Genomic DNA, 23,707 nt, shown 5'->3' with positions numbered 1-23,707 from the left:
GCGGGGGCCCCAGTACCATAAGCGTAGCCTTGACGTTCCGCGTGAAGCAAGAAATTTTTGCCTGCGTTCTCGTTGGAAAAGCAGTTTCGTCCAAGCGAAGCGCGTTTAACTGTTTTCCAACTCTTAATTAAAAGGCAAAAATTTCTTGTAGCGGGTTGTCACCGGTGGAGCGTTGGTACTGGGGCCCCCGCCGCTGGCGACTTACCTCGAACACGAACTGGGTACGACTCCCCTGCAAACTGTAATCTATGAAATCTTATAGAGAACCCTTTGGTGGGCAGGAATTTGACGAAATCGTGTAGAACGTGTATTATGATAACTTAGAAAAGGATTAGAAAAAATGGAAGGAATCGTGATGTCTTACAAGGGGAGTTGCTATGAAAGAGGAAAAGAATCGGAGGCGCTATACGACAAAAGAGAGTCTCTTTATCCTAACGGTGGCGTTTCTGTTTCTTGTGACGGTGACGGCTGTAGGTGTATCACAGTTTCCTGTGGGAAGAGAACTGATGGTATCGCAGCATGTAACGGCGGCGGCCTCGTATGATGGCCCTCGGATTGTGGGAGGCGTTGTGCCGGGGGAAACAGTGCGAACTGAGGAAAAGTCCGGGGAGGATAAAGGAAACGACCCGATATTCTTGAGCTGGGATTTTATCAATGGCTTATTTGCCATTATCATCGTGCTGGAGTTTGTCATCTTTCCCATCCTGTTTTGGATGTGGTTCAGTCCGGGAAGTGGCGAATGGGATGAAAAAGAAGAGGAAGATTCCCCAGGGGAATCGTTACCGAATAAAAAATAGACCTTGTGGATTTTGGTATCCATAAGGTCTATTTTCATTTGGCATTATTTTTCTTCGGTGCCGGCAGGGTCTTCGAGCAATGGATGCTGTCCGAGCATTGTCGTCAGATTGTTGCGGTGGAAGCCGTAGGAGAAGCTGGCGAAATCCTGCTCGGGATTGTAGCGGGATGACGGTGCATTCAGCAGACCGCAAATCATATCGTAGAGCATGTCGTTCGTGAAGTAACGGCGCTGATGCATACGCAGGGCATTCGTATGGCTGGGCATAACCTGCTGATAGGATGGCGAGAGGTATGTCCACATGGGGATGCGTACCATGTCGAAACTGAATACATCTGGGTTGTGGGAAATCTCAATGTTTTCGCCATGGTCGGAGAAGTATACCATCGCCTGCAGGTTCAAGTTCTTCTGGGCATAGTCGAAAATCTGCGAGAGAATATAGTCCGTATAAAGAATGCTGTTCGCATAAGATTGAACAGACGAAACCGTAGAATCGCCTTCGGCGGTTTCAAACTTGTTGAACTCACTGGGGTAGCGGTTGTTGTAGTAAATATGGCTGCCCATGATATGGAGGACAATGAAGTTGTTTTTTGTCGGGTCAACCTGCGTCAAATACTGAAGCAAGGCTTCGTCGTATTTATCGGAGAAGTTATACGAGTCATCGGTCCATTCCGCATGATCGGCAGTCTTGGCTACTAGCGTGATCGCGCTGTCGTACTGGCCATAGCGTCCCTGATTGCTGAACCACCAAGTCTCATACCCGGCTTTCTTGGCAACATCGACAATAGATGCAGAATCGAAGAATTCCTTGCCATTGTACTGGCTCTGTTCGGTCAATGCCCGTTGCAGGACCGGAACCGTCTGGGACCAAGACGAGTAGACATTGTCGAATTTCAGGAAGTTTGAGGAATCGTTGGCGAATTTATCGCTGAGCCAGGGCGTGTCATCATACGGGAACGAGGGCGTATAGGCCTTCATATAGTTGCGGGAAGCAGATTCGCCGATGACTACGATGACGGTGCCTGGAAGTTTCGTGGGCAGGGTCATATTCCGGTCAATCATCAGACTGTTTAACCGTTCGTCATGGCCGACGCTGTATTCCTGTGTTTGGTCTACATAGGAAATGACATCGTTCCAAAGGTCGGCAACGGAAGTCTGCGGCAGATACCAGCCTTCAGCGGCAATCATGGCGATAGTAAGGAAAGACAAGGCTCCCATGCGTCCAGCTGTGGTATCCTCGGCCAGCGTGCGGCGGCCAAATTCCCGGTGGCAGTGATAGCAACCATAAAGGAACAACGCAAATCCTGCAAAGATAAGGAGCGTTGGCAGCAGGCCAAGATTTGACTGAATGAAGTCAATGCTTTCCCGATAGTTGGTCAGATACAAAGCCATAAGGGAAGCAGGGGAAAGGCAATGCCAAAACAGGCAGTAGTAAGTTATTTGGATAAAAGGAATGACAAGGCCGAGAAAATTCAGTACGGACATAAGTGCCGCGGTGATTTTTTCATATCCCAGCCGGAACAATGCCCCCTCCAAAGCCATGAGGAGAACAAAGCCAGCGGTACCGACCACAAAGTCAAAACAGATTTTTGACTGGTACCAAACGGAATGGTAGGTCCACTGGTAAAGCAAGGGAAAGGTGATACACCAGGTCACGCCGGTCAGCAGGTTTGGCAGGGCAGCTTTGCTGAAGATACTGACTCTGGTGCCGTATTGTACGAGGACTAGGGCGGCAAGTATTGGAATTAGGATGGGCATAAAGTATTTGGCACCCATATCCTGGCCAAAGTCAATATAGGCTGCAATCAAGCAGACAAAATAGGTGGCGGCGGCCGCCAACCAGCGGATAAATCTGTCTTGGTTCATCGAAGTATGTTTCATAGCGTGGTTATCTTCCTTCTACTATATTAACAAATGAGTAAAAACTAAAGATAATTCTACATGAAATAGAGTATTTCGTCAATTTTGCGTTTTCTTGACTTTTAAATAGGGAGTAAGTAAAATTGACGATAGAAAGAACAAAGTGAGGATTTGTCATGGAAAAGCTAGATTCGTTACGGTTGGAAGATCAGCTATGCTTCCCACTCTATGCCTGTTCCCGCGAGATTATCAAGGCATATCGTCCCCACATGGACAAACTGGGGCTCACGTATACGCAATACATTACGATGGTAGTTTTGTGGGAAGAGAGCAGAATAAGCGTCAAGGAGTTAGGAAAAAAACTCCATTTGGATTCTGGTACGCTTACGCCGCTGCTAAAGAAACTGGAAAACAAAGGGTATTTGAGGCGTGAACGTTCCCGGCAGGATGAGCGTGTCGTTATTGCCTGCCTTACGGAGGAAGGCCAGAAGTTGCGGCAGACAGCGGCATACGTTCCGAAAGCCATGCATGAACAGATGGCGGCGTTCAGTAAAAGCGATGCGAAAGAACTTTACGGATTATTGTATAAGCTGATGGCTTTTTTGGAACAAATCAACAGCGAAGAAAATAAGAAATAAAAAATGCTGTTTGGAGCAGGAACATCGCGGAATCCTGCTCTTTTTTGCAGCATTTACGGTAGAATTGCGGCGATTTTGTCATTGCCATCTGAGAGGTTCTTTGGTACAATATATACCGTTACGACAAGATTAAACCACAATATATAGGGGGAGGCGTCAAGGTATACCGTATATATAGAAGCGGTGTCCGAGTAGTCTATGAACTTAAAAACAGTTACGAAACGTTCTGGCCATACGGTGGCCTATAATCGTGAAAAGATTTTCAATGCCATCGCTGGTGCCAACGTGGATGGTGGCAATAAAATGACCGACAAGGATATCGATGAAGTAACCAGTCAGGTCGAATGGGATATCCAGGATCGTGAGAATGTCAGCGTGGAGGAAATCCAGGACATCGTAGAGCAGGAGCTCATGAAATACGATTTCTATGATGTGGCGAAAAAATATATCACCTATCGCCAGAAGCATGCTGAGCGTCGCGCGGCACAGAAACATCTGATGAATTCCTATCGGGATATTTTCTTTGCGGATTCGGTAGATGTCGATCTCAAGCGTGATAACGCCAATATCAACACGGACGCGTCCATGGGAATCATGTTAAAGCTTGGTGCAGAAGGTTCGAAGCACTTTGTCGACAACTATGTATTGACGGATGAATTCCGTGAGGCAGACAAAGAGAACTGGATTCATATCCACGATAAAGACTTCTCGCTCATAACCTTCAACTGCTGTCAGATTGACCTGCTGAAGTTGTTCCATGGTGGTTTTTCGACGGGCCATGGTTTCCTGCGCGAACCAAACTCCATTCGCGCCTATGCGAGCCTGGCCTGCATTGCAATTCAGAGCAATCAGAACGATATGTTTGGCGGGCAGTCCATCAATGCCTTTGACTATGCCATGGCAGAAGGTGTCCGCAAATCCTTCCGCAAAGCTGTGATTGACGAGGCTTACAAGGCTCTGCGCTATCAGTTGGCACAGGATATCGGCAGTGAAAGCGAGTTCAAACAGGAATTCAAAAAGGCGATGAAGTTTGATTCCTGCCGGTATACGGAAAGCATGGAAGATGAGGGGGCACAGCGTTCGGTAGAGGCAATCAAAACGGCTGTGGCAACCCTGTTGACGGAAGTTTATCATCAGGATCTGGCTGATATGGACCGAATCGTCCGGATGATCTATCAGCTGGCCTGCGAAGATGTTGTGGAAGAGACGCATCAGGCAATGGAGGCACTCATCCACAACTTCAATACCCTGCACAGCCGCGCTGGTGCGCAGGTACCGTTCAGCTCCATCAACTATGGTATGGATACGTCGCCAGAAGGCCGTTTGGCTGTCCGTGAAGTGTTAAATGCTATTTGGGCAGGCTTGGGCAACGGTGAAACGCCGATTTTCCCGATTTCGGTATTCCAGCTCAAAGCTGGTGTCAACTACAATCCGGAAGACCCGAACTATGATTTGTTCCTGCAGGCCTGCAAAACGAGTGCCAAGCGGCTGTTCCCGAACTTCGTCAACATCGATGCGCCGTACAACCTGCAGTATTATAAACCGGGCGACTACAACAGTGTGGTGGCAACGATGGGGTGCCGCACCCGCGTCATGAGCAACATCAATGGCCCGGAGGAGTCCGGCAGTCGCGGCAATTTTGCTTTTACGACGATCAACCTGCCGAAACTGGCGCTGGAGTCTAAAGGCGATATGGACAAATTCTGGCAGCTGTTTGACAAATATATCCAGATAAGCCATGATTATCTGCTGGAGCGCCTGCATGTCATCGAGCAGAAACATGTCTATAACTATCCGTTCCTCATGGGACAGGGGGTTTGGATGGACAGCGACAAATTGTCCAATGATGACAGCATCAAGGATGTTCTTAAGCATGCGTCCTATTCCATTGGTTTCTGCGGCCTGGCGGAGTGCCTGAAAGCACTTACGGGCAAGCATCACGGCGAAAGTGCTGAGGCGCAGGAACTGGGCCTTAAGATTGTCGGGCACCTGCGGGCGGCAACCGATAAATATACGGAAGATGAGCACATGAATTGGTCGACGTTCGGCACGCCGGCTGAGTCAACAGCTGGCCAGTTCCAGCGCAGCAACCGCAAGAAATACGGTGTCATTGAGGGCGTTACGGACCGTGATTACATGACGAACTCCAGTCATGTTCCGGTATACTATCCGATAAAAGCCATCGATAAAATCCGCATTGAGGCACCGTACCACGCCCTCGAAAATGCTGGTCACATTGCCTACATCGAGATGGATGGGGATCCGACCAAAAACGTCAAGGCATTTGAGAACGTAGTTCGTGCAATGCATGATGCAGATATGGGGTATTTCTCCATCAACCACCCGGTTGACCGTGACCCAGTATGCGGCTACACCGGCATCATCGAAAACGAATGCCCGCACTGCCATCGTAAAGAAGTCGGCACGGGCCGCTTCACGATAAAACGCATGAAGTAAATAAAAAAAGCTCCTTATGAGCATAAAACCTCCCCCTATGAGTGACGGTGAAAACTGTCATCATAGGGGGAGGTTTTCGTCTCTAAAATCGCCGCCGTAGTCGCCACCACAATTATTGTTATTATTGTCACCCATGAGTTAAGCCTCCTTAAAAATACGCATTTGTCAAACCGCTTTGTATATACGATAACGCGTTTTTTTAGAAGAGATTAAGAGCTTTATTATAACCATTATAACGTTGTCGATTCGCAAGTTCGTTAGTTGCAATCTGGATGACATTGTTTTATCATGGATTAGAGAATGTAAAGATTTTGATAAATATTCTTACAATCAAGGAGGAGTGATGATGGTTATGATGAGGAAGTTAAAACAAATTCTGTTGCTGTGTATGTTGGTAGTTGTCATAGCGACAGGCAGTGCTGCGGCATCGCCATACAAGCTGTTCAGCAACAGCGATAACACACTTTGGCCGGGAATGTTGACTTCTGTTTACGGCGAGACGAGTTCCATCCGGCTGTTGGAGGATTACCAGTCTGAGAATAACGGAACCGTTAAGGCGATTTCTTTTACTGGCAATGTTACCGTTACGCATAACGCTGGTTTTGGCATGACGGAATATCCGGCAAGTTCTGATACAATATATGTATATATTAAGGGGAACACCCTTTATGCGGAATGTCCGTACTTCCCAGATTTGAACGGTATGCTGAATACCGGTGAATTTCGCAGTAATTTGAAAAAAATGTTGCAGGGATATGCACCCAAAGCGTATAATGCGCTGCTTGGCAAGGGACGAGTCAAGTTAAGCAGCGAAAAAGCTGCTGCGGCAAAAGCGGTAGGCCCGCAAGGCCAGTTCGGTAATAGCAAATATGCCATTTACTATACGGGAGGAAAACTCACCTGGTGGGAAGCAGAAAGCTATTGCGAAAGTTTGGGCGGTCATCTGGCCACGATTACTTCGCAGGCAGAGCAGGATTTCATTAACCAGCTGAACACGGAGGGATATCGTCTCTGGATTGGCGCTTATCGTCCTGAGGGACTTGATTTTGCTTGGATAACCCGCGAACCTTGGAACTATACCAACTGGGATGATGGGGAACCCAATAACAGCTCTGCGGTAGTTGCGCAGGAAGATTCGGTATGCTTATGGTATGGCAAATGGAATGATTTATCCTATCGTAACTTGGAAGAGCAGAGTGGGTTTATTTGCGAATGGGATAATTGAGCAAATAGGATTACTTTATGGGAGTGCGCAGTCCTTTTTGCAGGTAACTCCGTTGCAGTTCGAAAATGCATTGGATGAGTTTGTCCTGTTGCCGTGGGGCAAGATTATCTTCAAAGGATGCGCCGATATGAAAGACCGTTCCCGAGAATACAGGAATTTTGGTACACCGCTCGGTCCGCGCTTCGGTGTGCAAGGTCCCGTAGCGCGGAAGATCGGGAATGGTGATTATGATTTTTTCGTGCAGAAGCACTTCGTCTGTATGCGCAAAGCAGATGCCGCCGCCACTGATGTCAACGAGGGTCGCATCAATCGTATTTTGCATACTGCCATGTGCACCAGGAAGTTTTACTTGAATGGGAAGTGGTATGGGGACGCGGACGAACCGGCGCATTTGAACGCGTTCAACGGAAGCGAGGGTACTCACAGTCATTATAACGGAAATCCTTTCTGTTTTGTCGTTATTGCAATTGGTTTTATGGTAACAAAGTCCTATTGCAGTGTCAAGAAAAAAGCCTGTCTCTTTTTCGAGACAGGCTTTTTCGTTGATGGGTAGTTTTTACCACGCCATATTCAGCAGATTCCCAATCATGTTGTACTGCACATTAGCAGTTAGGACTTTCGGGTTGGTGTAGGCTGATGCAAGGTTCAGCTCACTTCCGAGCATGGTCTTCATCGAAGGGAAGGCCTTGTCCTGCTGGGCAAGGGCAAATTCGGCATGATGGCTTGCTTTGCCAGCAAGGCCGTTTTTACCCAAGGCGTTTTCGACGCGGCTGCCATTTTCGGTAAGAGCTTTGGCAAGTTTGTCTTCATCGACAGATAGTTCGCCAGTTTTGCCGTCTACGCTTATTCCGACCTGTTTGTAGATGTCGGAACGATAGGTAGTATCAGCGAAGGTATTGGCGATGGATTTCATGCGTTTGCTCACACTGCTGTAATCGCTCGTGATTCCCAGCGCATCGTTGTAGTCGGATACGAGCTGCTTGATGTCTTTGATGGCACCTTTGAGCGTGTCGCTGTACGTTTTCGTACCATCTTCGGCAGTCTTGATATCATCCTGACTGAACTTTGAGGTGTCCAGTTTGGCGACATTGTCCGCGGAAGTTTTCAGGTCACCCATCGTGGCCGAAAATTCCGTCTGGTAGACTTTTCGGGCGTCGTTGTACGAGTTGACGAGTTCTGTTGCACTGGAGTTGATGCCATAAATCGTACTGAGGCCCGAAAGACTTGACGAAGAATTGGCAGAAGCCGTATAGCTTGACCAGAGATTCGTCAGAGAATCCTGTGCAGCATTGGTTTTCTTCTGCGGACTGTAGGCAGAGGAAAATGCGGACACGAGATTGCTGTTGGCCGATGTGGTGCTGGCAGTGTTACCTGAAGCCATTTTATACATGGTGTAGGTGTTGTTAGCCAGCGAAGAAATCGTGGTCATGGTAAAACCTCCTTTCATCAAGAATGTGGGGAGAAAATATTATCCCTAATGGTATATCGTTGGTTCGGGATGAAAAGATAAGGGGATTTTTAAAAATGAAAAATTTTCTGTCTTTACGGTTCCCTCGTGAATTATACGGATAAGCTATGTTTATTGAGGGGAATAAAGCAAATAAATTTTAAACAAGGATTGTGTTTTCAGAAAATATTTACTTTGAAAAAATCTAGTGGAAATTGTTTTACTTATAGGGGCAAAACGTGTAGAATAATAACTGTCAGAGGGTTTTTCCCTCAATTAGTTCAGGCCGTGAACAGGGTGCCACAGCGACACCGGGAAACCGGTGGCAGCCTGTTTGATAGTAATATGGAGTAAAAAGAATAGGTGGGGATTTACAACATGTTAAAGAAGACGAAAATCATCTGCACGCAGGGACCATCCACGGAGAAACCGGGCGTTATCGATGCGCTGATTGCAAACGGTATGAACCTGGCTCGTTTCAACTTCTCTCATGGTGATCATGAGGAGCATCTGAACCGTATCAACATGGTACGCGAGGCTGCTAAGAAGGCTGGCAAGGTTATCTCCCTCGTTCTGGATACGAAAGGTCCGGAGATGCGTCTGGGCGAGTTCAAAGACGGTAAAGTCATGCTCGAGAAGGGCAACAAGTTCACGCTGACGTATGAGGATATTCCGGGCGATGAGACCCATGTTTCCGTTAACCACAAGGGCCTCTACACGGAAGTAAAACCGGGCGACACGCTGCTGCTGTCTGATGGTCTCGTAGCACTGAAAGTCGATGAGATCAAAGGCAAAGATATCGTTACGACGATTCAGAACAGCGGTAAGATGAGCACGCGTAAACGCGTTGCTGCACCGGGTGTATCCCTGGGCCTGCCGCCGATTTCCGAGCAGGACGAGAAAGATATCATCTTTGGCTGCGAGCAGGATATGGATTTCGTTGCCGCTTCCTTCATCCAGCGTCCGGCTGATGTCCTGGCTATCCGCAAGCTTATCGAAGAGCATAACGGCCACATGGAAATCATCCCGAAAATCGAGAACCTTGAAGGTGTCAAGAACTTCGACGAGATTCTCGAAGTTTCCGACGGTATCATGGTTGCTCGCGGTGACCTGGGCGTTGAGGTTCCGGCTGAGGATGTTCCGCTGATTCAGAAAGAAATCATCCGCAAGTGCAACAAGGCTGGCAAACCGGTTATCGTTGCTACGCAGATGCTCGATTCCATGGAGCGCAACCCGCGTCCGACCCGTGCAGAGGTTTCCGATGTTGGTAACGCTATCCTCGATGGTACGGATGCCATCATGCTGTCCGGTGAGACGGCTTCCGGTGACTACCCGGTTGAGGCAGTCGCTACGATGAACCGCATTGCTTGCCGCATCGAGTCCGCTCTGGAGTACAAAGATCTCTTCATCGAGCGCGGCTTCGAGCATCTCCAGTCCCGTACGCGTGCAGTCGCTCATGCTACGGTACAGATGGCTTATGAGCTCGATGCTCCGGCAATCATTACGCCGACTGAGAGCGGTTATACGACGAAAGTCGTTTCGAAGTATCGTCCGAAAGCAGCTATCGTTGCTTACACGCCGAGCGAGAAGGTTGTCCGTCAGCTGAACCTGCGTTGGGGTGTATATCCGATCTTGGGTTCCGAGTGGAACGATGTTGACGAGATGCTCAGCAACGCTACCTCCGCCGCTGTTAAGAATGAGTACGTAAAACGCGGCGACACGACGATTGTTACTTCTGGTATCAAAGTTGACAGCAGCGCTGCTGTTGGCAAGAACACGAACTCCATCCGTGTTTACGCTATCTGATCATTTCATCAGGCTTTTCAAGAGCTTCCCTGAGGGGAAGCTCTTTTGTTTTTGTCGGCTTTTTCTTGCGGAGGGGAGCTACTCTATGGTAGAATAATAGGGAAACTGTAATTAAAGGGAGGCTTACATACATGTTGCTTACCGTTTTGATGATATTAGATGCATTGGTAGCAATTATCCTCATCGCGTCGGTGCTTGGGCAAGAGGCAAAATCCTCGGGCATGGGCGGTATGGGCGGCGGTGCGGATACCGTATTTTCGAGCAAGGCTCGTGGTATGGATGCATTGCTGGCACGCGTGACCGTGGTCTTTGCGATTCTGTTCGCGGTTATCACGATTGTGATTGCCCGTATGACCAACTAATACGAGAAAGCGTTCCCTGTTCTGCAGTATCAGAGCGGGGTTTTTTCTTTATGGATATGAGGGGGCGAGAGGATGATTTTGCCAGGAGCGGAACCTTTTTTTCTGCCGGGAGGGCCGAAAGGGGTTTTGCTGATTCATGGCTTTACGGGACTTCCGGCAGAGCTTTTGCTCATGGGGCAGTATCTTCATAAACTCGGGTTTACCGTGCTGGGGGTCCGGTTGGCTGGGCATGGAACCACGGTGGAGGATATGAGCCACATGACCTGGGAAGATTGGATGGATTCGGTGCGGGATGGTTATGCTGTGCTGTCTGGTTTCTGTGAATCCATCGATGTTATCGGTCATTCCATGGGAGGATTGTTTTCCTTGTTGTTGTCAACCGAGGAGAAGGTTCGTAAAGTGGTGACGATGGCAGCTCCAATCCAGATTGCCCAAGAGCGTGGCATTGAGTTTTTGCCACCGCGGGAGGTTTGTAACAACCAGTTCATTCCGAAGGCTCGGAGACGGCTGAAGGGAGTTCCGGAGGCGGTCAACAAGACGTATCGCAAGATGCCGCTCATCGGGGTCCATGAGCTGGTGGATGTGATTGAGGCTACAAAAGGCTGTATTGATAAGGTTTCCTCACCAGTGCTTATCATGCATAGTCATGACGATCATACGGCAGCACCGTCCAGTGCGGGATATATTTATGATCACGTCAAAAGTGAAGAACGTCGTATCGTTTGGCTGGAAAAGTCCGGCCATCTTCTGCCGGTGGCGGCAGAGCGCGAAAAAGTTTTTGCCGAGGCAGCGGCTTTCCTGCAGTCATCCGACGCGTAAGGGATGAAGCGGGAATCGATAGCGATGCCGCGCGGGCGCTTTAGGAAAAGGGAGAAAAAGATAGTATATGGATTTAAAAGAACGAATTGTTGCGTATATGCGTGAAGATGCCTATAAACCATTGTTGGCAGAAGATCTGGCAGAGGAAATGAACCTCACTACGGAGGAACTCGTGCAGTTCGATCAGGCCCTGGAAGAACTGGAGCAGGAAGGTGCCATCATCAAAAATCGCAGTGACCTCTATGGTGTGCCGAGCCGCATGCACTTGGTGGTAGGACGTATTTCCATGACGGCCAAGGGATTTGGCTTTATCATCCCGGATGTACGCGAATCGGAAGAAGAAACGGATGTATTTGTGCCGGGGCCGGGGATTGGGTCGGCAATGCATGGCGATCGGGTCGTGGCACGCGTCACGCCGTCGGAACAGCCGGGTCGTTCGCGGGAGGGCGAGATTGTCCGCATCCTTGAACGCGCCAATGAGAAAATCGTTGGTACCTTTGAGAGCAGCAAGACGTTTGGCTTTGTGACGCCGGATAATACGAAGCTTACACAGGATATTTTTGTGCCCAAGAAATTTTTCCACGGCGCGAAAACTGGCAGCAAGGTCGTCGTCAAGATTACGAAGTGGCCAGATGGACGGCGTAGTGCTGAGGGCGATGTAATCGAGGTGTTAGGTAAAGTCGGCGAGCCTGGGGTCGATGTTCTGTCGGTTATGCGTCAGTATGAGTTGTCGGAGACTTTCCCTGAGGATGTTCAAGCTGCCGCCGATGCGGTGGAACAGGAGCCGTCGCCAGAGGAATACCGTGGCCGGGCTGACCGTCGTGATCTTCCCATTGTGACGGTGGATGGCGAGGATTCCAAGGACCTCGATGACGGCGTCTATGCCCGTAAAAATGAGGATGGTTCGTTTTTCCTCGGCGTATACATTGCCGATGTCAGCTGGTATGTCCGGGAGAATCAGCCCCTTGATCGTGAGGCTTATGCCCGTGGTACGAGTGTTTATCTGGTTGACCGGGTTATCCCGATGCTCCCGAAAGAGCTTTCCAATGGTATTTGCAGCCTCAATGCTGGCGTTGACCGTTTGTCGATGGCCTGTGAGATGCAGATTTCCCCGGAGGGCGAAATCACGAGCTACGAAATCCTGCCGACGGTTATCCATGTATACCGCCGTTTGACTTATAACATCGTCAACAAAGTATTGGTCAACAAGGAAGAACCCTTCCTGTCGGATAATCACGACATCCATTCGATGCTCACGACGTTGGCGGAACTGCGCAACGTCTTGAAGGCAAAGCGCCATCGCCGTGGTTCCATTGACTTTGACCTGCCCGAGGTAAAAGTCAAGCTTGATGAAAAGGGCCATCCGGTGGCTTTGATTAAACGCGAAGGTTCCCTGGCTGAGTCGATTATCGAGGAATGCATGCTGGCAGCTAATGAGACGGTGGCCCGTCATATGGATACGAAAAATCTGCCCTTTATGTACCGCGTGCATGAGCAGCCGACCACGGAAAAAATCGAGCGGCTCAATAATCTGCTGGGGGCCTTCGGCTTGTTCGTCCGTCAGGACGAGGCGGGGCAGATTAAGCCCATGGATGTACAGAAGGTCCTCGAAAAGGTCGAAGGCCGTCCCGAGGAGCGCATCATCAGCACGGTAGCCCTGCGTTCGATGCAGCAGGCGCGGTATTCGGAGCTTAGCCTGGGACATTTTGGTTTGGCAGCCCGCTATTACACGCATTTTACCTCGCCGATTCGCCGCTATCCGGACCTTATCGTCCACCGGCTGCTGCGGGAGACCTTTGCTACCGGTACGCTGCCGGCAGCACGTCAGGCAAAGCTCAAAGCAGTATTGCCGGAGACTGCAGATCATGCCTCGCAGCGCGAGCGGGTGGCTATCGAGGCCGAGCGTGAGACAACGGACATGAAAAAGATCGAGTATATGGCGCAGTTTGTCGGGGAAGAATTCTCTGGTGTCATCAGTGGCGTAACGGCCTTTGGCATTTTTGTCGAACTCGACAATGGGGTTGAAGGACTGGTTCATGTCTCGACAATGGTCAACGATTATTATGAATATGTTGAAGAGCAGTTTGCCATGGTTGGTGAACGCACTCAGGCAAAATACCGCTTGGGCGATGAGGTCGAGGTCGTGCTCGTGCGCGCTAGCGTTGAGGAACGCAACCTTGATTTTGTACTGAAGGACAATGGTGCTTATGACCCGGAGGCTATGAAAAATGCCCTCCGCGGTGGCCGCAATACTGCTAAAGGCAAAGAGAAGAGCAGTAAAAGCGGCAAGAAAAACAAAAAAGATAAAAACAACGGCAAAAAAGAGACGAAGCGTAACGATAAACGCGGTGGCCGTAAGGAAAAAGACAAGAAAAAAATAGCGGCGGAAGATATCATTGCTGAGGCTATGGTAACCGATCTTGAGGCCGAAAAGCCCAAGAAGAAATCCCGTGGTTCCCGTGGCAAGAAACGCGGTGCATCCGGCGAGAAGCTGCCGAAGCAGGAAAATCAGCAGCCGAAGAAAAAGGAGCGTAAACGCCAAGAAAAGGATAACCGCTCCCAGGAAAAGGTGGGGGAGCGCAGCCGCAATCGCGAGGAACGTCGCGGTGGCAAAGAGGGCGACTATCACCGCGTCTATGTGACGGGGCTCAATAGTGCCGTTTGGCCGGATCCGCCGGGGTATCATGAACGCAAGATGCGGGAAGAGGCTCGTCAGGAAAAAGAGAAGGCGAAGAAAGCACCCAAACGCCGCCCACGTCCGCATCGCAAGACGGAAGGCGGTACGGCCAATAGTAAATAATCAGTATTCCCATAGGGAAGTAAGGTGATAATCATTGGGTAAGCAGAACATCCCGATTAAGATTGCTTGTGAGAACCGCAAGGCTCGTCATGATTATTTTATTCATGAGACCTTTGAAACGGGGCTGGCATTGCAGGGAACCGAAGTAAAGTCTCTGCGCGCTGGCAAGGCAAATCTCAAGGACAGTTATGCGGTGATTAAGAATAACGAGATTTTCGTTGAACATATGCATATCAGTCCGTATGAGCAGGGAAATATCTTCAATCATGATCCGCTTCGCACCAGAAAGTTGTTGATGCATAAGGCGGAAATCATCAAACTATTCAGCAAGACCCGAGAAAAGGGGTATACGCTGGTGCCGCTCAAAGTGTATTTCAAACATGGCAAAGCCAAATTGGAACTAGCGTTGGCAAGCGGTAAACACAATTACGATAAGCGTCAGGATCTGCAGGCTAAGGCAGCAAAACGCGATGTGGAACGTGCGCTAAAAGAGCGACAACGTTTTTGATGAAGGAGAGGAGCATGTCTCCTCTTCTTTTTTGTTTTTGTAATGTTGTAACGCGGTGAGAGGAAATGCTATAATGGGAAGGTATTCTTTTTATTTGGAGATGAATGTATGAGTGAACCGACGAAAATGAAACGTGGGCTCAAAAATCGTCACTTGCAGATGATAGCGCTGGGCGGTGCTATTGGCACGGGGCTTTTTTATGGGTCGACTTCGACGATTGCCTTGGCTGGACCGGCGGTTATGCTGGCTTATTTGCTGGGTGGTATCGTTATCTTTTTTATCATGCGTATGTTGGGAGAAATGGCAGTCGATGAACCAGTATCGGGGTCATTTAGCCATTATGCTACGAAATATTGGGGGAAGTTTCCCGGTTTCCTGTCCGGATGGAATTACTGGTTCAATTATGTGCTGGTTTCGATGGCGGAGCTTACCGCGGTGGGAATCTATATGCAGTTCTGGTATCCGGATTTGCCGCAGTGGATTGCGGCGCTTATCTGTCTGGTGGTCATTACCGCGATTAACCTCATCAATGTTAAAATCTATGGGGAGTTTGAGTTTTGGATGGCGCTCATCAAGATTGCCGCGATTGTGTTGATGATTGTGCTGGGACTCTATCTTTTGTTCAGTGGTCCGTTGAGTTTTCCGGATAATTTCCATAACATCTGGGAAAATGGCGGCTTCCTGCCCAATGGCTGGTGGGGGCTCGCGATGGCTACCGCAGTGGTTATGTTTTCGTTTGGCGGTATTGAACTTATCGGCATTACGGCCGGTGAAGCGGAAAATCCCGACAAGACGATTCCGCGGGCAATCAATCAGGTCATTTGGCGCATCCTGCTCTTTTATGTTGGCACGATGGCAGTTCTTATGGCGCTTTGGCCATGGAATAAAGTCGGCGTTGATGCCAGCCCGTTTGTGCAGATTTTCTCCAACGTGGGAGTGGTGGCTGCTGCGCATATTTTGAATTTTGTTGTTTTGACGGCTGCCGTATCGGTCTATAATTCGGCAATCTATAGCAATAGCCGTATGCTTTATGGTTTGGCGTCCAAAGATGAGGCGCCAGAGTTCTTGGGGCAGCTTTCCGGACGCGGGGTGCCGGTCAAGGGAATTTTCGTTTCTTCGGGGATTACACTTATCTGTGTAGCACTCAATTACTTCTTTCCAGGGAAGATTTTTATGTATCTGATGTCGATTGCGACGATTGCGGCGACGATCAGCTGGATGACGATTACGATTACGCATATAAAGTTCCGGAAATATTGTCAGGAACATGGGAAGAAAACGAAGTTTCAATCGCCGTTGTATCCCTTTGTCAATTATGTTTGTATCTTGTTCCTCGTAGGGGTCTGGTACTTCATGCTGCAGATTCCAGATATGGAACTGGCGGTGTACCTTTTGCCGGTTTGGCTGCTGGTGTTGTGGCTGGGCTATTGGTATCGCGAACGAAGCCATCAAAAGGAATAGAAAAAATGCCAGCGGCGAAGCTGGCATTTTTTTATTCCTGGATTTGGTTAACGGGCTGATTGGGTGATGGCCCAGGGCATATCTTTTAAGGATACCTGATGTTCAACAGCGCCATAGTCAAAGGCGGCTTTAGGCATACCGTAGACGATGCAGCTCTGCTGATCCTGTCCTAAGGTCGGTGAGCCTTTTTGCCGCATGTGAAGCAGTCCTTCCGCACCGTCTTTTCCCATACCGGTGAGAATAACGCCGAGAGCACCTGCGCCTATTTCTTGGGCGACAGATTCAAACAGGACATCCACGGATGGGCAACAGCTATGGACTGGTTCTCCGGGAGAACAGTCCAGCATGATTTGCCCCCCATAGCGATGGACGGTCATATGCTTGTTGCCTGGCGCGATATAGACATGGTTTGGGCGGACGATATCACCGGTAGCACCTTCTTTGACGGTGAGGACGCATTCATCGTTAAGGCGCTCTGCTAAAAGGCGTGAGAACATCGGAGGGATATGTTGTACGATGACGATGCCTGGGAGCGGCGGGCGAAGGTGCGTCAAAATAGAAGAAAGCGCCTCGGTTCCGCCGGTGGAGGAGCCGATGGCGATCAGTTGGATCGCTTTTTGATGGGCAGATGGTGGTGCTATTGGCGGTGTGGGTTGAGAAGGTTGGGCTGCCGGTGGAGAAGCTGCTGCTGACGGTGCCCCCTGAATGGTCTGTAGCGACTGCGCCGATGGCGGTGCTAGGGGGAGCCAGCCCTTTTTCGGCATAGTTGCTGTCCATAGCTCTTTGGTAACAATGGCTCCTGGTCCGACATTGGTGGATGGTGCGTTAGTCGAAGTTTTCGCAGCATCCGTGGCTAGCCGGACAAGTTCCTCATAGAAATCACTTAGGGATTGTTCTGGTCCGGGTTTCTTCAGGTAAGCAAAGGCACCGGAATTCAAGGCCGTTTTTTTGCTGGTATCCATCAATCCATAGGTGATGATGGGAATTTGCGGATATTGGCTGGCAAAGACCGGCAGCAGCTGGTTGCCATCCATGGTGATGACCGACATGGCGAAATTCATGATGATGACAGCTGGCCGGAATAGTTGGATTTTTGCCTTGACCTCTACCGGGTCAGCGGTTTTTTCTACCAAACTGCCGGCTGGAAGACGGTTGAGTAGTTCCTGGGCACAGGTGTCTTGGAAATATATGGAGTTTTCGATAAGCAATATACGAAGCCCCTGCATATCGTACCTCTCAATGTTTTTTCGATGGTTTATTTTGAATTCATTGTAGCATAAGAATGTTATCACTGAAAAGAAGGAATATGGTGATAGATGTTGAATTATGTATTGTGAATGATAAAATAGATTCTAGAGATATCCAACAAGGAATCATGATAGGAGTGTTAGCATTATGAATCGGATCAGTAAATTAATGGCGGCAGCCGGCATTGCTGCTACGATGGTATTTTCTCAGGGACAGGCGGATGCAATGGTAGTAACCGGCATCAGCCAGGGCATGACCATTGCGGATAAAACCGTAACAGCGACAGACCAGGATGGCCAAAAGATAAAATTCGTTTCGGATGGCCGTGTCATGCGTCTGATGAGTGCTGATGGCGAGAAAGACTATCTGTCCTTTAATAGTTTTGATGGCCGGTACACGGGAGTGGATTTCAATGTCCGGGCAATCGAGACGACTGATCCGGGCATGCGTCTGTTTGAAATCACAGCGACGCATGGCGCTAATGACAAGAATTGCGGGTATTGGCTCGTTGGCAAGCATAATGGCCTGTGGACGACGTATATTTCCTGGAACAGCCTGGCAAATATTGGTTTCCGCGTAGACCGTTGGCACAAGCTTTCCTCACGGATTGTTGATCAGCAGCTGGTAATCACCAGTACCAATAGTTATGGCCGTACGGATTTCCAGACGCAGGCATTCTGGGATGCTGACTGTGAATGGTTTGGCGTCCGTCGTCTGTAAGAAAAATATGATTTAAGTATTGACAGGATGTTTTTCATACCGTATAATAGATTCTGTCAGTTATGGAGTACCTGACAAATTGCTGATTTAGCTCAGTTGGTAGAGCAGCTCATTCGTAATGAGCAGGTCGTAGGTTCGAGTCCTATAATCAGCTCCATATCTTTGCTGATTTAGCTCAGTTGGTAGAGCAGCTCATTCGTAATGAGCAGGTCGTAGGTTCAAGTCCTATAATCAGCTCCATTGAAAGCATAGGCTTCCGAGTAATCGGAGGCCTTTTTTGTATGTCTGGCTATGGAAAATGGCAGGATTTCGGATAGGAATGGAGAAAATCTAATAAAAATATAAAATCGGATTAATGACTCTGTCAACTAATTTTCGTAAGATAAAGAGGAAGATAGATTTATGGCAAGGGATATGGAGAAGGTGTTTGCAATGGGAAAATACATAGTTGGATTTTTCATGTTCTGCCTGCTCCTCAGTGGAGTTGCTGCAGGAGAGGCGGCCCCACAAGTCATTACGGCCAATGGTGTTTATATCATGGGCGAAAACGATTCGCCGAAGATTGCCAAAGATGCTGCTCGCCAGGAAGCGATGCGGGCGGCGGTGGAAAAGGCTGGTGTCTATGTGGAAAGCTATTCGAAGATCCAAAATATGCAGCTGACGGAAGACGATGTGAAAGTCATTTCTGGCGCGGTGCTTAAGGTGACGGATGAAAAAGCCAAGCCGGAGCTGGAGGGCGATGTTTGGCGGTATACCGTGACGATTACAGCGGAGATCGATACGGATCATCTCGATTTGAAAGCCATGATGGAGAAGCGCACGGAGCTGGAAAAATTACAAAAGGAACGCGATGAACTCAAGCGGCAGAATGAAGAACTGTTGGAAAAGTATCGGCGGGCCAGTGGCAAGGAAAAGGATACACTGGGTACAAAGCTGGAGAATCAGTATGGATTAGGGGTGATTTTTGACCGCTGTGTTGCGATGATTCAGCGTGGGGAGCAGCATCGGGCAATCGAAACATTAGGCAGTGTAATTCACGATACGTCGGTAACCGATAGTCCGCTGGCTTATGCTTATTATTTGCGCGGAAGGGCGTACTATGAGCTCAATTATGATTCGCGGGCCTTGGAGGATTTTGGATTGGCGCAAGATACTCCGCATGATGACAGCATTTATCCAGTTTGGCGGGCACATTATTATCGCGGGCTTATTTATTATGACCGCCGGCAATGGAAGGATGCTTATGCGGAAATAAAGACTGCCTGGGATGCGTCCGATAAGACGGATGCAGAGATGGAGGCGGCACTTTCCAAGGCTAAGGAAAAGGCTTATCCATCGCGGCGTCAGGGGGCGTTGGAGAAGATTCTTCGGGATGTGTTAATCGGAGCCATCAGAGGGGATTACGAAAGACCATGAGAGAATTTTGGAAAGCGCAGGGACTACGTGAATCACTGCTATCGGAGGTAGACCGTTATCGCCAACGCTATCCGTGGCAGGGAGACCGGCTGCTAGCAAAACCGCGATATCGCTATTATGGACGCGAGATTATAGAGCAAGCGGTGACTGCCATAATCGCTGGCGAAAATCTGTTGTTGGTGGGGCCAAAAGCGACGGGGAAAAATGTGCTGGCAGAAAATCTGGCGGCTGCTTTTGGCCGTCCCGATTGGAATATTTCCTTTCATATCAATATGGATTCTTCCTATCTTTTGGGAACGGATACTTTCTGCAATGGCGCTGTGGAATTTCGCCCGGGACCTGTTTACGAATGTGCGGAGGCCGGTGGTTTTGGGGTGCTTGATGAAATCAATATGGCTCGCAATGAGGCGCTGGCCGTACTGCACTCGCTGTTGGATTTTCGCCGGATTTTGGACGTTCCAGGCTATGGTCGCTTGCGGCTTCATCCAGCGACGCGGTTTATCGCCACGATGAATTATGGCTATGCGGGAACACGCGAACTAAACGAAGCATTGACCTCGCGTTTTGTGGTGCTTCAGCTTCCAGCGATTGGCGCTGGTGATTTGGAGCGTCTCATCGCGGCGGAATTCCCACGGCTGACGATCAAGGGCAGACGGCTGTTTGTGGAACTTTTTGCAGATTTGCAACAGAAGTGTGAGTATGGGGAAATCAGCAGCAAGGCGGTGGATATCCGCGGGCTTCTCGATGCGATACGGCTGATGGAGTTTGGTTTAGGGGTGTATCCAGCCTTGTCAATGGGAATCATCCATAAGTGTTTTGATGAAAGCGAACGCGAACTGGTGCGGGATATTGTCGCACTGCGGATTTCGGAGAAGATGGAGCCGTCTGAGTTATTTGATTGATGGGGGAAGTACGATGAAGGTGCCGAAACAACGGGATAATCGCGAGCTCCGGCAGCGCCGGGCTATGAATATCGTTTGGACAGCGGCGGGAGCGTATGGTTTTCAACCCGCTTTTTTGGCATTTCATGAAGATGGTACGCCGGATCTTTATCTGAATTCGATTATCGGTTTTGCACATCGTTTCTATGATGAGGAAAAGCTTACAGCGTATGTTTTTCGGCTGGATCGGTCGGTTTTGTCGCGTGTGTTTGAAGATATTTTTTGGCTGGGATTGGAACAGGCGATTTATAAAAGGGAACTGCCAAATCGTCCGGTTCTTGAAGATTTGCGCCGGGAACATGCCCGGCGTTTTTTGCTGGATTCCGTTGATGTATCCATGCAGCAGCTCATGATGCGCAGTGAAATCATCCAAACGCTAAAGACTGGACGTTGCCGGGAAATTTTAGGAGAGCCGCATGGCATATACAATCCTTGGGATAGAAAACTCTACGAGGCTTTAGATTATCCGGCGGAACTGACAACGGATGAGATTATTGCACGGACCGAACGAATTTTGCGGCGTTTTTTCCTCTTCCGCTTTACCGTGGGCAGTCGGCGCAGCTGGCATATCTTTCTGAGTAATCGCTGGCAACAGTGGCTAAGCAGGTTGTTTTCACTGGGCGGGAAACAGGAGGCTTCGATTCGGCCATGGCGGCAAACTGATGCGGAGGGGGCGCAGGCGAAAAAAAGGGGGGCGCTTTCTTTTGGAGGGCGTGAATCGTTAGCGGTGCAACTGAAGGAACTGGCAAAAGTCTATGGGAAACCGCTTTTTTCAGAATCTGTGCGGGCAAAGCTGGAGATGGCACTGTGCTGTGGAAACCATCGTCTGGCGCATTTGTATTTTGCCATCGGCGGGGAGAATGATGTTAGTCAGGGAAATCGTGCGTTTTGGCGGGAAAACCAGCGACAGTATCAACAATGCAGGCGGCATCTGCGGGATTCCCTGCAGAATAGTTTGCTGATTTATCGTCAGCCACAAAAAATATCAGGTCGTCAGGGGCGATTCGCTGCCGCTAGGGCCTGGCGGGGGATTTTTCTGTATGATCCCGATGTTTTTTGGCAATATCAGGAGGAAACGCATGCGGATTTTGCGGTTACCTTGCTGTTAGATGCTTCTGAGTCGCGACGGGAGAAGCAGGCGGTGATTGCTGCGCAGACTTATGCGATTGCTATGGCTTTGCTGGATTGCCGGATTCCCGTTCAGGTGTATTCGTTTTGCAGTGTGAAGGGAGTGACGGTCTTTTGCCGGTTAAAGTCCTTGGCGGAAAGAGATGGGCAGGGTATCTTTTCGTATCGCACGGGGGGCTGGAATCGGGATGGATTGGCTCTTTTGGCAGCCGAAAGACTACTCCCGCAGGATGGGGCTCGGCAGCAGCTGCTGATGGTGTTGACCGATGCTAATCCCAGTGATGTGCTGGATGTTCCAGCAGGTGTGGGAAGGAGCCGGCACTATATGGATAAGACGGCCATAGAGGATACCTCTAAGGCGGTAAAAGATTTGCGGTGCCATGGGGTGAAACTTGTTGCCTTGGTGAATAGTGTGTGGGCTGGCCAAGAGGCAGAAATATCGGCTCGGGCAATATATGGCAAACAGGCCGTCGTCATCCGCTCGCTGGATCGGCTGGCTGAGTCAGTGGCACGGCTGGTCGAACAGCAGATCAGCAGGAACGGAGGATGATTGCTGGTGTTTCGGATAGGAAACTTGCTTTTTTTTTGGAAAAAGGGCAAAATAGAGAGGTGATTTATCGTTATTACAGGTGTAAGGATTTTTAACGGGTGAAATGGAGATATGCAAATAGAACAGATGCGGCAGGCTCTGGTGCTGGCAGTGGATGGCAGCGAAGAGGGCCGCACAAAGTTAAAGAATATTTTAGCCTCCCGTGTTAATTTCTTTGGTGTGGCGGCTGGCAGTGCTGGACTGGCGTATGTGGAACAGAAGCGGCCGGATTTGGTGCTTTTAGCGGATGATTTGCCGGATATGGACGGATTTGAGGTATTACGGCGCATCCGCGAGGATGAACGGTTCAAGGAAATCCCGGTTATCATGATGACGATGGACCAGAGTCAGAAGGCAGAGGCGGCAAGCATTATGGCAGGGGCATTTGAGATTGTGCGCAAGCCATTTGTGCCAATCATCGTGGTGAAAAAGGTGGAGCAGGTCCTGGAGCTGGAGTATCTGCATCGACATCTGCGCAGCGAAGTCAGACGCCAGACCCATTTGGCTGAAGAACGGCTGGCATCAAGCCAACGGCTGTTTGAAGAGACGGTCATGGCGCTAGCCAAAACCATCGATGCCAAGGATGCTTATACGCGCGGCCATTCGCAGCGGGTTGGACGCTATTCCCGTCATATTGCTTATAAGTTGGGGTGGACGGAAGAGGAACAGCAGAAGCTTTATTTTATGGGGTTGCTGCATGATATTGGCAAGATAGGCGTGCCGGAGGCAATCATAAACAAGCCAGACCGGCTTACCGAGGAAGAGTATAACCGGATAAAGGAGCATACGGTTATCGGTTCGGAAATCTTGGAGCTGGTGGCAGAGTTCCCAGAACTTACTATCGGCGCGCGTTCTCACCATGAACGGTTTGACGGGAAGGGCTATCCGGATGGGAAGAAAGGGACGGAGATTCCCATCTATGCACGGATCATTGCGGTGGCAGATGCCTATGATGCCATGACCTCCAAGCGCAGTTACCGCGATATTTTGCCTCAGAATGTGGTGCGGGCGGAAATTGCTAAAGGTCGTAATTCGCAGTTTGACCCGGAATTTGCCGATGTGATGCTCCAGATTATCGATGAAGATGAAGACTATATGCTGCATGAGCGTTAATGATTTTGGGGACATAGGAAAAGGGGCTGTTGCATGAGTGAGAAATTACTTATGCACAGCCCCATTAGCTTTTCAACTTGACGATATCTTAAAAGTAAGAGCAAAATACAGGAATTTTGAGCGCAAGACACCAGACGGTCTGAAAATCGTCTTTGTTTCTTGCGCTCTTTGATTTTTTAAGCAGCGTTATCCACAGGGATTAAGTGCCGGTTAAGCTTTTCTGCCTGTATTTTGCAATGCAGCTTTTGAATGTTATAAGCCATTGCAAGCAGCATCGTTTCCACAAGGACATTTTTATTGCCACGGGTTAAAAATCGGCGGAAGCTCATATCCGCTTTTACCACGGCAAAGGCTCCTTCTGCCTGAATGCTGC

Annotated in this window: 20 protein-coding genes and 2 tRNA genes; 17 read left to right on the top strand and 5 right to left on the bottom strand. The window is 49.3% G+C overall.

The annotated features are described in order from the left end of the window. Nucleotides 1-377: 377 nt before the first annotated feature. Entirely contained in the window at nucleotides 378-797 is a 420-nt protein-coding gene (locus T504_RS0110565; RefSeq protein WP_033171046.1) for a hypothetical protein, read from the top strand. A gap of 44 nt (nucleotides 798-841) precedes the next feature. Here the strand turns inward: T504_RS0110565 and T504_RS0110560 are convergent, their stop codons facing one another. Beyond that, nucleotides 842-2,677: a phosphoethanolamine transferase gene (locus T504_RS0110560; RefSeq protein WP_033171045.1), complete on the bottom strand. Its 1,836-nt coding sequence runs from the start codon at nucleotides 2,675-2,677 to the stop codon at nucleotides 842-844. Between the two features lie 155 nt (nucleotides 2,678-2,832). Here T504_RS0110560 and T504_RS0110555 point away from each other — a divergent pair, with 155 nt between their 5' ends. The 3 genes from T504_RS0110555 (at nucleotide 2,833) to T504_RS13955 (ending at nucleotide 6,976) form a co-directional block, all read left to right on the top strand. Beyond that, complete coding sequence (locus tag T504_RS0110555; protein WP_033171044.1) at nucleotides 2,833-3,294, top strand: MarR family winged helix-turn-helix transcriptional regulator; 462 nt, start codon at nucleotides 2,833-2,835, stop codon at nucleotides 3,292-3,294. Nucleotides 3,295-3,492: 198 nt separating this feature from the next. Beyond that, nucleotides 3,493-5,751, top strand: a complete 2,259-nt coding sequence (locus tag T504_RS0110550) for an anaerobic ribonucleoside triphosphate reductase (RefSeq protein ID WP_033171043.1) — start codon at nucleotides 3,493-3,495, stop codon at nucleotides 5,749-5,751. Between the two features lie 352 nt (nucleotides 5,752-6,103). Further along, nucleotides 6,104-6,976 (top strand): C-type lectin domain-containing protein, encoded by an 873-nt coding sequence (locus T504_RS13955; RefSeq protein ID WP_197018706.1) that lies wholly within the window; start codon nucleotides 6,104-6,106, stop codon nucleotides 6,974-6,976. Nucleotides 6,977-6,986: 10 nt separating this feature from the next. Here the strand turns inward: T504_RS13955 and T504_RS15105 are convergent, their stop codons facing one another. Both T504_RS15105 and fliD read right to left on the bottom strand, forming a co-directional pair. Then, nucleotides 6,987-7,367, bottom strand: coding sequence for a flagellar brake protein (locus tag T504_RS15105; RefSeq protein ID WP_369793639.1), 381 nt, complete (start codon nucleotides 7,365-7,367; stop codon nucleotides 6,987-6,989). 165 nt (nucleotides 7,368-7,532) lie between these two features. Next, nucleotides 7,533-8,405: a flagellar filament capping protein FliD gene (gene fliD, locus T504_RS0110535; protein ID WP_033171041.1), complete on the bottom strand. Its 873-nt coding sequence runs from the start codon at nucleotides 8,403-8,405 to the stop codon at nucleotides 7,533-7,535. A gap of 396 nt (nucleotides 8,406-8,801) precedes the next feature. Here fliD and pyk point away from each other — a divergent pair, with 396 nt between their 5' ends. From pyk to T504_RS0110505, 6 genes are all read left to right on the top strand, one after another. After that, on the top strand, nucleotides 8,802-10,229 hold the full coding sequence (gene pyk, locus T504_RS0110530; protein WP_033171040.1) for a pyruvate kinase: 1,428 nt from the start codon (nucleotides 8,802-8,804) through the stop codon (nucleotides 10,227-10,229). Nucleotides 10,230-10,378: 149 nt separating this feature from the next. After that, nucleotides 10,379-10,591, top strand: coding sequence for a preprotein translocase subunit SecG (gene secG, locus T504_RS0110525; RefSeq protein WP_033171050.1), 213 nt, complete (start codon nucleotides 10,379-10,381; stop codon nucleotides 10,589-10,591). A gap of 72 nt (nucleotides 10,592-10,663) precedes the next feature. Beyond that, a complete protein-coding gene (locus T504_RS0110520) occupies nucleotides 10,664-11,410 on the top strand; it encodes an alpha/beta hydrolase (protein WP_033171039.1) in 747 nt (248 codons plus the stop codon). Between the two features lie 67 nt (nucleotides 11,411-11,477). After that, nucleotides 11,478-14,210 (top strand): ribonuclease R, encoded by a 2,733-nt coding sequence (rnr, locus tag T504_RS0110515; protein ID WP_033171038.1) that lies wholly within the window; start codon nucleotides 11,478-11,480, stop codon nucleotides 14,208-14,210. Between the two features lie 34 nt (nucleotides 14,211-14,244). Beyond that, the gene (gene smpB / locus T504_RS0110510) at nucleotides 14,245-14,718 is read left to right on the top strand and encodes an SsrA-binding protein SmpB (protein WP_033171037.1); all 474 of its coding nucleotides are present in this window, start codon (nucleotides 14,245-14,247) and stop codon (nucleotides 14,716-14,718) included. A gap of 108 nt (nucleotides 14,719-14,826) precedes the next feature. Then, the gene (locus T504_RS0110505; RefSeq protein WP_033171036.1) at nucleotides 14,827-16,179 is read left to right on the top strand and encodes an amino acid permease; all 1,353 of its coding nucleotides are present in this window, start codon (nucleotides 14,827-14,829) and stop codon (nucleotides 16,177-16,179) included. 47 nt (nucleotides 16,180-16,226) lie between these two features. Here the strand turns inward: T504_RS0110505 and T504_RS14950 are convergent, their stop codons facing one another. Further along, nucleotides 16,227-17,405: a chemotaxis protein CheB gene (locus tag T504_RS14950; RefSeq protein WP_051635332.1), complete on the bottom strand. Its 1,179-nt coding sequence runs from the start codon at nucleotides 17,403-17,405 to the stop codon at nucleotides 16,227-16,229. Nucleotides 17,406-17,574: 169 nt separating this feature from the next. Here T504_RS14950 and T504_RS0110495 point away from each other — a divergent pair, with 169 nt between their 5' ends. The 7 genes from T504_RS0110495 to T504_RS0110465 all read left to right on the top strand — a co-directional run bounded on the left by T504_RS0110495 (nucleotide 17,575) and on the right by T504_RS0110465 (nucleotide 23,334). Beyond that, on the top strand, nucleotides 17,575-18,147 hold the full coding sequence (locus tag T504_RS0110495; protein WP_051635331.1) for a hypothetical protein: 573 nt from the start codon (nucleotides 17,575-17,577) through the stop codon (nucleotides 18,145-18,147). An 81-nt stretch (nucleotides 18,148-18,228) separates the two neighbouring features. After that, nucleotides 18,229-18,304, top strand: a tRNA-Thr gene (locus T504_RS0110490). 7 nt (nucleotides 18,305-18,311) lie between these two features. Then, nucleotides 18,312-18,387: transfer RNA gene (locus tag T504_RS0110485), tRNA-Thr, on the top strand. 162 nt (nucleotides 18,388-18,549) lie between these two features. Beyond that, on the top strand, nucleotides 18,550-19,563 hold the full coding sequence (locus T504_RS0110480; RefSeq protein ID WP_156033525.1) for a hypothetical protein: 1,014 nt from the start codon (nucleotides 18,550-18,552) through the stop codon (nucleotides 19,561-19,563). Next, nucleotides 19,560-20,465 carry an AAA family ATPase gene (locus T504_RS0110475; protein WP_033171035.1) on the top strand — a complete coding sequence of 302 codons (906 nt, stop codon included), beginning with the start codon at nucleotides 19,560-19,562 and terminating at the stop codon, nucleotides 20,463-20,465. The genes T504_RS0110480 and T504_RS0110475 overlap by 4 nt, the downstream gene beginning before the upstream one ends. Before the next feature lie 13 nt (nucleotides 20,466-20,478). Then, a complete protein-coding gene (locus tag T504_RS0110470; RefSeq protein WP_033171034.1) occupies nucleotides 20,479-22,182 on the top strand; it encodes a vWA domain-containing protein in 1,704 nt (567 codons plus the stop codon). A gap of 111 nt (nucleotides 22,183-22,293) precedes the next feature. Next, nucleotides 22,294-23,334, top strand: a complete 1,041-nt coding sequence (locus T504_RS0110465; protein ID WP_051635330.1) for an HD domain-containing phosphohydrolase — start codon at nucleotides 22,294-22,296, stop codon at nucleotides 23,332-23,334. 176 nt (nucleotides 23,335-23,510) lie between these two features. On the opposite strand, the gene T504_RS0110460 is transcribed toward T504_RS0110465, so the two are convergent. Beyond that, on the bottom strand, nucleotides 23,511-23,707 hold a 197-nt coding region (locus tag T504_RS0110460), incomplete at its 5' end, for a transposase (RefSeq protein ID WP_033170474.1).

The organism is Selenomonas sp. ND2010, from assembly GCF_000702005.1.
GTDB lineage: Bacteria > Bacillota > Negativicutes > Selenomonadales > Selenomonadaceae > Selenomonas_A.
This window is presented reverse-complemented; position numbering and strand designations above follow the sequence as displayed.